This window comes from Fictibacillus sp. NRS-1165 (assembly GCF_050468105.1).
In the GTDB taxonomy this organism is placed as follows: Bacteria; Bacillota; Bacilli; order Bacillales; family Fictibacillaceae; genus Fictibacillus_C; species Fictibacillus_C terrinigri.
This window is the reverse complement of sequence record NZ_JBDPNU010000048.1, coordinates 1-12,947: the sequence shown is the minus strand read 5'-3', so window position 1 is coordinate 12,947 and position 12,947 is coordinate 1. Positions and strand designations below refer to the sequence as shown.

General features: G+C 46.3%; 12 protein-coding genes, 2 tRNA genes and 1 pseudogene. 1 reads left to right on the top strand and 14 read right to left on the bottom strand.

The genetic code is table 11. The features are described from left to right. The 5 genes and pseudogenes from solA to moaC form a co-directional block, all read right to left on the bottom strand. A partial coding sequence (gene solA, locus ABHN01_RS20075; protein ID WP_429876989.1) for an N-methyl-L-tryptophan oxidase occupies positions 1-1,055 on the bottom strand: 1,055 nt, incomplete at its 3' end. A 34-nt stretch (positions 1,056-1,089) separates the two neighbouring features. Beyond that, complete coding sequence (tatC, locus tag ABHN01_RS20070; protein WP_429876988.1) at positions 1,090-1,860, bottom strand: twin-arginine translocase subunit TatC; 771 nt, start codon at positions 1,858-1,860, stop codon at positions 1,090-1,092. 17 nt (positions 1,861-1,877) lie between these two features. After that, a complete protein-coding gene (locus tag ABHN01_RS20065) occupies positions 1,878-2,060 on the bottom strand; it encodes a twin-arginine translocase TatA/TatE family subunit (RefSeq protein ID WP_290401956.1) in 183 nt (60 codons plus the stop codon). A gap of 30 nt (positions 2,061-2,090) precedes the next feature. Beyond that, a pseudogene (locus tag ABHN01_RS20060) lies at positions 2,091-2,731 on the bottom strand (redox-sensing transcriptional repressor Rex). A 49-nt stretch (positions 2,732-2,780) separates the two neighbouring features. Beyond that, positions 2,781-3,269: a cyclic pyranopterin monophosphate synthase MoaC gene (gene moaC, locus ABHN01_RS20055; RefSeq protein ID WP_429876987.1), complete on the bottom strand. Its 489-nt coding sequence runs from the start codon at positions 3,267-3,269 to the stop codon at positions 2,781-2,783. A gap of 231 nt (positions 3,270-3,500) precedes the next feature. Here moaC and ABHN01_RS20050 point away from each other — a divergent pair, with 231 nt between their 5' ends. Continuing rightward, positions 3,501-5,438 (top strand): ATP-binding cassette domain-containing protein, encoded by a 1,938-nt coding sequence (locus ABHN01_RS20050; RefSeq protein WP_429876986.1) that lies wholly within the window; start codon positions 3,501-3,503, stop codon positions 5,436-5,438. Between the two features lie 300 nt (positions 5,439-5,738). Here the strand turns inward: ABHN01_RS20050 and tsaD are convergent, their stop codons facing one another. From tsaD to ABHN01_RS20005, 9 genes are all read right to left on the bottom strand, one after another. Continuing rightward, positions 5,739-6,755 (bottom strand): tRNA (adenosine(37)-N6)-threonylcarbamoyltransferase complex transferase subunit TsaD, encoded by a 1,017-nt coding sequence (tsaD, locus tag ABHN01_RS20045; protein WP_429876985.1) that lies wholly within the window; start codon positions 6,753-6,755, stop codon positions 5,739-5,741. Beyond that, positions 6,755-7,204: a ribosomal protein S18-alanine N-acetyltransferase gene (rimI, locus tag ABHN01_RS20040; protein ID WP_429876984.1), complete on the bottom strand. Its 450-nt coding sequence runs from the start codon at positions 7,202-7,204 to the stop codon at positions 6,755-6,757. The genes tsaD and rimI overlap by 1 nt, the downstream gene beginning before the upstream one ends. 10 nt (positions 7,205-7,214) lie before the next feature. Continuing rightward, positions 7,215-7,907: a tRNA (adenosine(37)-N6)-threonylcarbamoyltransferase complex dimerization subunit type 1 TsaB gene (gene tsaB, locus ABHN01_RS20035; protein ID WP_429876983.1), complete on the bottom strand. Its 693-nt coding sequence runs from the start codon at positions 7,905-7,907 to the stop codon at positions 7,215-7,217. Then, on the bottom strand, positions 7,904-8,359 hold the full coding sequence (gene tsaE, locus ABHN01_RS20030) for a tRNA (adenosine(37)-N6)-threonylcarbamoyltransferase complex ATPase subunit type 1 TsaE (protein ID WP_429876982.1): 456 nt from the start codon (positions 8,357-8,359) through the stop codon (positions 7,904-7,906). Before tsaE ends, tsaB begins: the two co-directional genes overlap by 4 nt. Positions 8,360-8,368: 9 nt before the next feature. Beyond that, complete coding sequence (thiL, locus tag ABHN01_RS20025; protein WP_429876981.1) at positions 8,369-9,352, bottom strand: thiamine-phosphate kinase; 984 nt, start codon at positions 9,350-9,352, stop codon at positions 8,369-8,371. 177 nt (positions 9,353-9,529) lie between these two features. Further along, positions 9,530-9,605: transfer RNA gene (locus ABHN01_RS20020), tRNA-Asp, on the bottom strand. Positions 9,606-9,636: 31 nt separating this feature from the next. Beyond that, positions 9,637-9,713, bottom strand: a tRNA-Met gene (locus ABHN01_RS20015). A 130-nt stretch (positions 9,714-9,843) separates the two neighbouring features. Further along, positions 9,844-11,226, bottom strand: a complete 1,383-nt coding sequence (locus tag ABHN01_RS20010) for an amino acid permease (protein ID WP_429876980.1) — start codon at positions 11,224-11,226, stop codon at positions 9,844-9,846. A 96-nt stretch (positions 11,227-11,322) separates the two neighbouring features. After that, positions 11,323-12,465: a trans-sulfuration enzyme family protein gene (locus ABHN01_RS20005; RefSeq protein ID WP_429876979.1), complete on the bottom strand. Its 1,143-nt coding sequence runs from the start codon at positions 12,463-12,465 to the stop codon at positions 11,323-11,325. Positions 12,466-12,947: the final 482 nt, after the last annotated feature.

Here is a 12,947-nt window from a genome sequence, read left to right as displayed (position 1 = left end):
ACAGATAAAGATACGCTCCTCAACTTAAAGCCGTGTCCTGAAAAGCCTGCGGCAATCGCCACATTGGAATGTTCCGGATGCAGATCAATAATGAATTTTTCATCAGGTGTCATGGTGTACATACAGGTTTTCCCGTATTTCAACGGTCCTCCTTGTGGCATATAACCGCTCAAAAACTCGGCAAGGTCTGATTGATCCTCCTCGTGTTCGCCAAAAGGAGCGACAGGCTCATCCGGATCAATTCTTTCTCCTCCATCATGGCGGCCCACCTTTAATCCTGAACCATTGATGCTTGGAAAGCCGTAATAAAGTCCTTGTGTTGTTTCTACCGCAAAAGATGGACAAGAGGAATCGTTATACAGATCTTGAGGGGCATCAAACCAGGCGAAGGTTTTTCTCACCGGTGAAAGAGGAAGGTTCAAATTCAGCTTGGCAAGCAAAGATCCAGACCAGGCGCCTGCCGAAACCACCAGAGCATCTGAAGTAAATGTCTGTCCCTCCGTCTTAACGGTTACCTTTTTTCCATGCACGGAAAGCTCTATCACCTTCTGATTGGTCAGAACCTCCGCTCCGTACTTTTCGGCAAGCTCACAATAAGCTTCAATACAATCCTCACATTTCAGCACACCGGAAGTCGGTTCATAGCATCCGATGAAGTTTTCAGGCAGCGTCACTCCCGGCCACCGCGCGTTCACTTCCTGCGGTGACATGACTTCAAGAGGAAGTGAATAAGTCTTCGAACTGGAGATGATGTTTTGTACAAATTGTGATTGGCGAATCCCCGCATTCAGGACGCCGGTTTGCAGAAACAGCTCTCTGTCTGTCTCTTTTTCAAGATCCCTCCACAATTCCCGCGCTTTCAGAACGAACGGAACATACTCTTCCCCCTCAGCGTACGCATACCTTATCATTCTCGTATCCCCGTGATGGCTTCCTTTGTGATGTGGTGGGTCATATGAATCTAATAATAAAGTTCTTTTTCCGCTCTTCGATAAAAAGGCTCCTGCAGCCATTCCCATCGAACCAGCTCCAATGACAATCACATCAAAGTGCATATCAGATTACCTCCCTATAAAAAAACACACCTCACTATTCGAGGTGTGTCTTTTCCAATTCCAGATCAAGCCTTGCTTCTTCTTCCGCTTTCAGCCGCTTGCGATAGGCGTTTGCTGAGATCAAAATACTAATCTCATACAGAATGATGAGCGGTACCGTGATCGTCAGGTGAGAAATCAGCTCCGGTGGACTGATGATTCCGGCGACGACCAAAATGCCGAAATAGGCAAATCTTCGAATCTTTCTTAAGATGTACGGTGTCACAAGACCCAGCCTTGTTAAGAACATGACAAGGACCGGAAACTGGAACAACAGACCGAATGGCAATATTAAGCTGAACAAAAAGGAAAAGTATTCGTTTATTCCATATTCCCCTTCCACATCTAACGAATTGGCGATGTTCGACATGAAATGAACGGTCATTGGAAAAAGAATAAAATAAGCAAAGCTTAAACCGGCTGCAAACAATATAAAAGAAATCGGAATGTACGACAATGTTACTTTTCTTTCATTCTCATAAAGACCGGGGCTGACGAAGGCCCATAGTTGATACAGCGCCACAGGAAGAGATAGCAAAAGTGCAATGATAAAAGCAAAATCGATATACACCTTCAGCGGATCGGTAAGATTAAACGCGTTCATCTGAATGTCTTTTGCGACATTGTCACTTTGCAAATACACAATGACGGGCTTGGCAAAAAAGAGACCTACAACCATAAAGAGAAAGAAGAAAACAGCCGTAATGACGATACGGTTTCTTAATTCACCCAAATGGTCGTAGACCGGCATGTTTTTTTCTGTCATCTTGTTCATCCTAACTGCTACTTCGGTTCGTGATTTTTCTCTTTCTTATCGTTGTCATGATCATCCATGAGTCCCTGTGTCGCATTCTTAAACTCTCTTAGCGTTTTTCCTGCTGCACGACCAAGTTCCGGAAGCTTCTTCGGTCCAAATACGACTAATGCAGCCGCGGCAATAAATACTGCACTCCCTGCTCCAATCATTCCAGACACCTCCTTTACGCAAATTAAAATCTATAAATCAACGGATGGGTAATGTTTCATAAAATAGATCAAAGACTGCAATTCTACGGCTAAATCAATATGATGCACCCGGATTTCGGGCGGCAGTGTCAGCCGAGCGGGCGTAAAGTTCAAAATGCCTTTGATGCCGGCCTGAACGAGCTGATCTGCAATAAACTGGGCTGAGCCCACGGGAACGGTCAGGATGGCGACTTCTACATCACTTTCCTGCAGCTCCTCTACTATGTTGTCGATGGAATGGATCGGAACTCCTGCTACTTCCTTTCCAACCTTGGCCGGATCCACATCAAAGGCGACCTGGATGACCGTATTGTTGTTCTTAATAAAGTTGTAGTGCAAGAAAGCAGTCCCTAAATTCCCCACGCCAATCAAAGCAACCTTGGTTACTTCATCCTGGTTCAGGGTTTTCCGGAAAAAAGATAGTTTACGTTATATCCGTAGCCCTTTTTCCCGAGAGCCCCAAAGTAGGAGAAATCCCTTCTGATCGTTGCTGAGTCTACTTTTACTGCTTCGCTAAGCTCTGCAGAAGATACCCGCTGCTTTCCTGAAATGGAAAGGTTTTTTAGAAAACGGTAATAAAGCGGAAGCCTCTTGGCAGTTGCCTGCGGTATTTTTATCTGTTCCTGATTCATATTAGAGCCCTCCACTATCAGAAAGCTTATCTATAGTTTACCATATTTTTTAAGTGGTACGTTGAAAATCCCCGTTTTTTCCGCCGGTTTTACTTTCCAGAAAGGTTGGTCCAATGATCATCCCTTTATCGACGGCCTTGCACATGTCATAAACGGTTAATGCAGCGGCACTCGCTGCGGTTAATGCTTCCATTTCAACCCCGGTATTGCCTTTTGTTTTCACGGCTGCTTCTATATGCAGCCTGTACTGTTCTTCATTTTCTTTTTCCCAATGGAACGTAATATCTACGCCAGTGAGGGACAAAGGATGGCACATGGGAATCCAGTCGGACGTTTTTTTCGCGGCCATGATGCCTGCGACCTGCGCAACAGCAAGCACATCCCCTTTACGGAACGAGCCTTCTGCTATTTTTGTGTAGATATCAGTATTAACAGCGATTGAGCTTTTGGCAGCTGCTGTGCGAACGGTCGCATCCTTTTCGGAGATATCTACCATTTTCGCTCTTCCTTGTTCGTTAAAATGCGTGAAAGATGCCATAACCTTCTCCTTCTTCCTAGAATATACACTATCTTTGAAATCAATGGATACAGAATTGAAAGATAATTCTAACGAAATGTTGAACATTGATTAGTTGCTCCGCTTCGCTTATGTAAGCTACACTAAGAGTAGACAGAATTCAGCAATACAGGCGAACTGCAGCATCTTTTCATTTCGCTTTCCGTCTGTGAACCTTGTTTTTCGTCGATAGGAATTTGAGGTGACTATACATTGATTATTTTGCAAGTGAATGACTTAACAAAATCATTTGGGGCTGACCCTATTTTATCGAATATTAAGCTGGAAGTCCAAACCCGTGACAGAATTGCCCTTGTCGGCAGAAACGGGGCAGGCAAATCCACACTTTTGAAAATCATCACAGGAGACATGTCATATGACTCAGGCCAGCTGATCATGCCAAAAGGTGTCAGAGTCGGCTATCTCGCACAGGATACAGGACTTGAATCCAATCTGTCCATCTGGGATGAGATGATCAGCGTGTTCGAACCGCTCCGGAAAAAGGAAAATCAGCTGCGCAGCATGGAGAGCCGCATGGGTGACCCGGCGCTGATTGCGGATGAGACAGCCTATAACCGCCTGCTGAAGGAATATGACGAACTGCAGATCCAGTTCAAGGAAGCGGGCGGCTATCAATACGAATCGGACATCCGCACAGTGCTTCACGGCTTTCAGTTCAGCGGGTTTGACCCGTCGACTCCCGTGCAGACCTTAAGCGGAGGCCAGAAAACACGTCTGGCGCTCGCTAAACTGCTGCTGACCAAGCCTGACCTTTTAATCCTGGATGAGCCGACCAACCATCTGGACATTGAGACACTCTCATGGCTTGAGCAATATTTGCAGTCCTATCCCGGCGCAATCCTGCTTGTCTCGCATGACCGCTACTTCCTGGATAAGATCGTGACGACAGTCTATGAGATCTCCCGCCATCGCTCTTCCAAATTCAAAGGTAATTATACCCAGTATCTGGAACAAAAAGCGGAACGGCTCGCACTCGATATGAAAGCTTATGAGAAGCAGCAGGAGGAGATCGCGAAGCTGCAGGACTTTGTGCAAAAGAACCTCGTCCGGGCTTCTACGACCAAACGGGCGCAGAGCCGAAGAAAGCAGCTTGAAAAGATGGAGGTGATGGATAAGCCGCTTGGTGATGAAAAGTCCGCAGCCTTCTCGTTCGATATCGAACGCCAGAGCGGAAATGACGTCTTGAAGCTAGAACAGGTGGCTACCGGCTATGAAGATGGCGTCCCGCTCATCTCTAACATTGATTATCATGTCTCCCGCCAGGACAGTGTGGCGCTTGTCGGACCAAACGGCATCGGAAAATCGACCCTGTTAAAGGCGATCTTAAAACAGCTGCCATTGCTTGAAGGAAACATTGCTTACGGAGCCAATGTGAAGATCGGCCACTATGAACAGGAGCAGGCGAACCTCAGCTCCAATAAAACATTGTTAAATGAATTGTGGGACGAGTATCCGGACAAAACAGAAAAGGAAATTCGAACGGTCCTCGGCAACTTTCTGTTCAGCGGAGATGATGTGCTCAAGTATGTCAATGAGCTGAGCGGCGGACAAAAAGCCCGGCTTGCCCTGGCTAAGCTGATGATGCAAAAAGCCAACCTGCTGCTGCTCGATGAGCCGACGAACCATTTGGATCTCGACAGCAAGGAAGTCCTGGAGCAGGCACTCATCAACTATCCAGGAACCATCGTTTTCGTTTCTCATGACCGTTATTTCATCAACCGGATCGCCACCAAAGTCGCTGAGCTTTCCCGGACCAAAATCACGAACTACCTCGGTGACTATGACTATTATGTTGCCAAAAAAACCGAGACGAGAGAGCGGGAGGAATTGAAAAACAAAAATCTCCCTTCCTCCCCTCAAGCAGAGGAACCCGCTTCTGCCGGAGCGTATAAACAGGACAAGGCAGCCAAACGCGAAGACCGTAAGCGTCAGCGAAGGATCGAAGAGATAGAGGTTCTCTTGGAAAAGCTTGAAAGCGACCAGGCTGTACATGAAGAAGCCCTCTGTGACCCCGCCGTCTACCAGGATTATGAAAAAACGCAGACACATAATGAGGAAATCGAAAAGATTAAAGCAGAGGTCGAACAGCTGATGGAAGAATGGGAACTGCTCCAGCTCGAAGAACAATAAGAATCCCCGACAGCGGTGCCAGGCACCGTTGTTTTTATTTTGCAATAATTCACAGTATCCACACGGTTATTCACAGCTTTTATAGGTAATAACTCCTTCATCAGCATAGTTATACACATTATCCACAGATTCATAAAAAGTTATCCACATAATTTTATGCACAGGCCTGGAAAGCAATTTTATTGTGTTCTATTCATTTATTCACATTATCCAATGATCTGTGGATAACTTTGTCCACATCTTATCTGAAACCCCAAAACATAAAAAATCCCTTCTCCTATGTAGAAGGGATTCCTTTCGTTATTGAGCCTCCAGATCAAGGCCTGGTACGCCATTTAGCGCCCAATCCGCTCGTTTTCCTTTTTGATAGGCAATACTGCCCGCTGCCGCAATCATGGCTGCGTTGTCTGTGCATAAGTACAGAGGAGGAATGGCGAGCTCTTGTGGAAGACCGCTGAACTTCGCTTCCAGTGCAGCTCTTAGCCCTTTATTTGCTGCGACACCGCCTGCCAGAAGTACTTGCTTCACATCGTACTCACGGGCAGCTCGTGCCGTTTTTTCCACAAGCACATCAATGACAGATTCCTGAAAGCTTGCTGCCAGATCTTCCGGCTTAATGGTTTCCCCGCGCTGAGCCGCATTGTGGACGGTATTGATGACCGCTGATTTTAACCCGCTGAAGCTGAAGTCATAGGAGTCGGCTTCCAGCCACGCACGAGGCAGGTTTAGGACAGGCGCACCATCCTGAGCAAGCCGATCAATGTGTGGCCCTCCAGGATACGGAAGATTTAACGTACGCGCGACTTTGTCATACGCCTCTCCCGCCGCATCATCTCTCGTCTCGCCGATCACTTCAAATGAACCATGCTCTTTCATCAGAACGAGCTCTGTATGGCCTCCTGACACAACGAGAGCGAGCAGCGGAAACTTCATCTCCGTGATCAGCCGGTTGGCGTAGATATGCCCGGCAATATGATGGACTGGCACAAGCGGAAGACCATGGGCAAACGCCAAAGCTTTTGCCGCATTTACGCCGATCAGAAGCGCTCCAACAAGTCCTGGCCCTTCCGTGACCGCTACAGCTGTTACATCATCCATCGTCACTCCTGCCATCTGAAGCGCTTCTTCCATCACTACTGTAATCTGCTCGACATGGTGGCGGGACGCCACTTCAGGCACGACTCCACCAAAGCGCTTATGGCTTTCAATTTGCGAAGCGACCACGTTTGCCATAATTTCTGTTCCATTTTTCACGAGTGCGACCGCTGTTTCATCACAGCTCGTTTCAATCGCCAGTATAATTTCATCCTGTTTCATCAAAGCATCACCCACATCACTAAAGCGTCTTCCCCATTATCGCTGTAATAATTTTTTCGAATACCGCCATCCTGAAAACCGAGCTTGCGGTATAAATTTTGTGCCACATAGTTGCTGACCCTGACTTCAAGGCTCAGTCTGGCCGATCCATATCGTTTCGCCAGCCGCATCGCCTGCTTCATGATCGCTTCCCCAAGCTTCCTGCCCCTGTATTCCGGACGAATCGCCACGTTGGTGATATGTGCATCATCAATGATCACCCAGACACCGCAATACCCCACCGTCTTGCCATCCGCCTCCAGTAAAAGATAGTAGGCAAACTGATTGTGGACAATTTCGTTATAGAACGCTTCATGCGTCCAGGGCAGTGTAAAGGACGCATGTTCGATCTCAATGATATCCTGCAGATCATTCACTGTAGCCAACCTGTAAGTGTACGTCTCCCTCATTGTTCTGCACCTACTTCTTCTGTCCCGCCAGCCAATTCACTTCGGCTTCAGCAAGCTGAAGGTAGCTGGGAACAAAATGATGTACAGATTCTGGTTCTTTCTCTATGCCGATCCGTGCCAGTTCAGACGGCCGCGGGTTATGATCAGCAGCACTTCCGAACACCGCCTGATCACCGAGTTCTTCCAGTATACTTTCCTTATGAAGGTCTAAATCATTCCCCAGAAACAGAATTCGTTTCTCCAGACGCTTCAGCTCGTCCAGCCAATTTCTCCTCAAAACAAGACGGTCTTCTTTTACCGCTTGAAACCGGTCTTCTTCAAAGCCGTATAAGCCGGTATAAAGCTGGGTTCTTCTTGCGTCAAACAATGGGCAGACATAGCCGCTGAAGAACTTTCCGTTCTGAGCGAGAACCTCAAGGCTGGATACACCCGACAGGTCCTTATTCAGTGTCCAGGCCATCGTTTTTGCGATCGTAACCCCGATTCTCACGCCAGTATAGGAACCAGGCCCCTTTGCAGTAATAATTCGGTCCAGTTCTGCTGGCTTCATATTCATTTCCTTCATCAAGTCATGAATGGCTGGCATCACTCGAATGGAGTGGTTCTTTTTCAGGTTTGTCGTATACTCTCCGATCACTTTCTCTCCATCAACCACAGCAATACCCATGACAAGATTCGATGTATCTATGGCTAAGGCTTTCATTTCCCTAACTCCTTACATATCGTAATAAATCGTTCGCCTGCAGGCTGAAATTTCAATTCTCTTTTTTCATCTCCCGTGCGGCGGATTTCAATGTTCAATCGGTCGTCCGGCAGCCGGTCATCAATGAACTGTGCCCATTCCACCACCGTGACGCCTTCACCCTCAAAATATTCTTCAAATCCAAGATCCTCATCGCTGTCTTCGAGCCGATAAACATCCATATGATAAAAAGGCAAACGCCCCTTATATTCCTTAATGATTGTAAACGTCGGTGAATTAACCACCCGTTTTACACCTAATCCCTTGGCAAGTCCTTTGGTGAAGGTTGTCTTTCCAGCGCCGAGATCTCCTTCAAGTGTAAGCACATCTCCCGGTCCAAGCAAGGTTCCTAGCTTTTCTGCAAGCTCACTTGTTTCTACAGGAGATGCGGTTGTTACTATAAGTTGTTCCATCCTTGCACCTCAATCAGAAAAATGGTTATATCCCGCTTTCGACAGTTTTTCAACCGAAGTCCCTCTGTCCAGCACAACACCAGGCGATCCTTTTGATACCCGTCCAATCACCGTTAAACAGCATCCGGCTTTTTCGCACGCCGCCTGCACTTCAGGAAACCCATCCGGAGACATCGTCCCGATCAGCTTATAATCTTCTCCGCCAAACAGCATCCATTCGTCTTGCATCTCGCCGGGATAGTGCTTGATAGCTTCACTCTTTGGAAGCTTGTCATAAAAAAGTGTGATCGAAACACCGCTGGCTTCTGCGATTTCATGGGCCTCACTAGCCACGCCATCACTTATATCGTTGAGCGCTACGCGTTGATCGGACTTGGCCAAGATCCTCCCTGCTTCCACATGAGGCAAAGGAAGCTGATGCTCTTTTACAAGGAGTGATTCCTCTTTACTGAATTTCCCTTGATGGGACCTTTCTAATAAAAGGGACAATCCCGCCGCTGAATCTCCAACCGGGCCGGATACAAAGACAAGATCATCGGGCTCTGCATTGCTTCTCAAAAGCTTTCTTCCTTGTTCCACCTGGCCCAATACGGTCACAGAAAGAACAAGAGGACCGGTCGTCGAAACGGTATCACCGCCGATCAGATCCATCTCATATTCTTCAGCGAGTGCTGCCATCCCTTTGTAAATCCGGGAGAGCTCCTCTTCATCCCAGCCAGCCGGAATTGAAATGGAAACGAGATAAAAGAGAGGTATACCGCCCATCGCAGCAATATCACTGATGTTCGCAGCAAGCGCTTTATGGCCGATATGAAAAGGCGTCAATGTCGATTTTGTAAAATGAACGCCCTCCACCATGGTATCCAGGCATATGATCTGATCAAGCGCTGAACCTTTAATGAGGGCCGCATCATCCCCAATTCCCAGAATAAGCGAAGATTGCTTATGGCTGGCCGGACTTATCGTTTTAATCCACTCAAATTCATCCTTCATCGCATGTACCCTTCTGCTTAAACGGTCGTTTAAATCGCTTTTTTTACAAAAAAGCCTTAGGCATCGGAAGATCCTAAGGGTTATGTATCTTTTATTAGTTTATCTTATTTTATGAAAAAAACCTATTTTTACATAAAAAAACACGAAACAAATTGTTTCGTTTACGTTTGCAAGTAATGGCGGACCCGACCGGGATCGAACCGGCGATCTCCTGCGTGACAGGCAGGCATGTTAACCGCTACACCACGGGTCCATTTATTATCACTCATGGAGTAGAATTTAATTGGTTGCGGGGACAGGATTTGAACCTGCGACCTTTGGGTTATGAGCCCAACGAGCTACCAGACTGCTCCACCCCGCGATGATATAAGAAGACTTTTTACTTTTGTCTAAGTCGACAATAATTAATATAGCATGAATTCTGAAATCACGCAACCCTTTTTTAATAATTGCACGCCAGTAAATTTTTACTGACGTGCAACTGCAAGTTATTATGCCACCTTCTCGCCCGTTTTATCCTTCTTATGAAGGCCTTTCCCATAATAAAATGCAACAAGGCCTAAAATCCAGATCGGACCGACAATAAGAGCGACTCGTGTTTCTTTAAAGTATCCCATGACTCCTACTACCATGAGCAGGAAAGCTAATGCAATGTGTGAACCGTATGGAAATAATGGTGTTTTGTATTTCAGTTCCTTCAGTGCTTGCGGTGATAATGTTTTTCTGAATTTCATTTGTGACAGAAGAATGGTTCCCCATGTCCAGATCGCTCCAAACGTAGAGATACTTGTAATCCAGACAAATACTTCAGAATCTGGGAATAGATAATTAAGTACGACTCCAATCAACAGTGCTCCTGCAGAGACGAGGATCGCTTTTGATGGTACACCGTTTCTGCTGATTTTCTTCATACCCGCTGGCGCCTGTTCCTGCTCAGCCAGGTTAAACAGCATGCGTCCTGTGCTGAAAATACCGCTGTTACAGCTTGACAGCGCTGCAGTCAAAACAACAAAGTTAATGATCCCTGCTGCTTGAGCAATGCCGATCTTCTCAAATGTTAATACAAACGGGCTTCCATTCGTGCCAATTTCATTCCATGGATAGATGGACATGATAACAAAAAGAGCTCCAACGTAGAATAATAAAATCCTCCAGAACACAGTGTCAATGGCACGTGCCAGAACCTTCTTCGGGTTCTTAACCTCGCCGGCCGTCACACCAATCATCTCAATGCCCAAGAAGGCGAACATTACCATTTGCATGGACATTAAAATCCCTTTGACGCCATGAGGCGCAAAGCCTTCATGACTCCAGAGGTTGCTGATTCCCGTCGCAATTCCATGATTTCCAAAACCAAATAGAATAATTCCTAAACCAGTAACAATCAAAACGATAATAGCGACGATTTTAATTAACGCAAACCAGAATTCGAATTCCCCATAGGCTTTTGCGGTTATTAAGTTGACCGCAGCCATGATCACCAATGCAGACAGTGCCCAAATCCAGGTCGGCACGTCCGGAAACCATTTTTCCATATAGATTCCGACTGCTGTGATTTCGGCCATACAGGTAACTACCCATAAGAACCAATAATTCCAGCCTGTAATATATCCTGAAAGCGGTCCTAGGTGGTCTTTTGCATATCGGCTGAATGAGCCCGCTACAGGATTATGAATCGCCATTTCTCCAAGGGCTCTCATAATCAAGAACATAACGGCGCCCGCGATAGTATAAGCAACGAGTATGGCAGGACCAGCAAGCTTTATAGCATTAGCAGAACCTAAAAATAACCCGACACCAATTGCGGCACCAAGTGACATTAACGTGATATGCCTTGATTCCAATCCACGGTGTAATTCCTGTTGTTGCTTCATCTTGTTATCCTCCTTGCTTTCTTTGTAAAGCGCTTTCATGGTAATTCTATCACATTTTCACAAATTCGACAAATCTGATAATTTGCCATGTATTGCTTACATTGAGTGATTCAGTGCAGCTGAAAAAGCATCTTGGATGTCTTCGATTTCTTCTATGCCAACCGAAATTCTCACTACATGTTTCGTAATCCCATGCTGTTTTATAAGCTCGTCCGGCATGTTTCGGTGTGAGGTTCCCAGTGGATAGGACACACTCGTTTCGACACCTGCCAAGGTTGCAACAAGCTTGACCCACGATAAATGTCGAAAAAACGCCTCGATATCGGCTTTTTCATCAAGTTCAACCGTCACGATCGCCCCGTTGCCCTTTGCACTTGCAGACTCTGGATAATAAACCTTTTTAATGGCCTGCTGTGATTTCATAAATTGAGCGAGGGCTGCGGCATTTTTCACTTGACGCTCCATTCTAACACTGAGCGTCTTTAAACCTCTGCCCGCGAGCCATGCATCAAATGGACCGAGGTTGCATCCCAAGTTCGCCATTTTTTCCTTTGCTCTCTGAACAATATCTTGATCGCCTGCTACGATCCCGGCGGTTACATCACTGTGTCCCGCAATATATTTAGTGGCACTATGTATAACCACGTTTACCCCCTGAACATACGGCCGAATCAGATATGGCGTGGCAAATGTATTATCGATCATGGAGATGACGTTATTTTTCCTTGCCATCTCAACCAGTCCACTAATGTCTTCTACTCTTAGCAATGGGTTGGTGATGGATTCAGAGTAAAGGATCTTTGTGTTGGGCCGTATGGCTTCTTGAATGGACTTCTGATCCGCAAACGAAACGAAAGTCACATCGATGCCGAATGACTTCAATTCTGAACCAAACAAATGATATGTACCGCCGTATAAATCATCACAGGCTACAATATGATCACCTTGCTGAGCAGCGGCAAGCACGGCACATAAGATCGCTGAAAGCCCGGAAGACGTTGCAGCTCCCGATGGGGCTCCTTCCAGCCTTGCTACTCCCGTTGCCAAATCATCATTGTTCGGATTATCCAGCCTTGAATACAAAAATGGTTTGTTTCCACTGTAATATCCTTCAATGTCCTCCAGGTCCTTAAATGAATAGGCGGTCGTCTGGTAGATCGGCTGTACCTTGCTTGCCACTTCCGACTCCCGATGTGTACTAAAATGAACAGCTTGTGTATCAAACTTTTTATCCTGCACGCTATCACCTCTTCACTATAATTCCATTATCATACCATAACTTGCTGTAAGTGATATGAGTGTTTTTGGATAAAAGACATCGGGCAGTGGGTCTGGGGCTTTTATTTTGCTGCGTTTTGTTGATAAAAAGCAGATTCCCTTTCCTTTTTCACCTGTGGCGGGCTTTATTGTGGCGATTTATGGCACTTTAGGTGAGGGTTCTTGAGCGAATTGGATCGTTACATGCAGGTTTAGCCTGTTTACATGCGGGTTTCGCCCGTTTACATGCCACTTTGAAGAGTTTACATGCGGGAATGGACACTTTACGTGCGACTTTGCAGCGTTTACGTGCCAAATCCATCATTTTCACTAAAAGGATTGGAGTGCGGCCTCTTCGCTATTGATCTGAAGGCCCTGCTTCGTTGGCCAGGCGTGTTACTTTCGATTTTGCCCCGTTTACTTGCGATTTTGGCTCTTTTACTTGCGGTTCGACACGATTTACT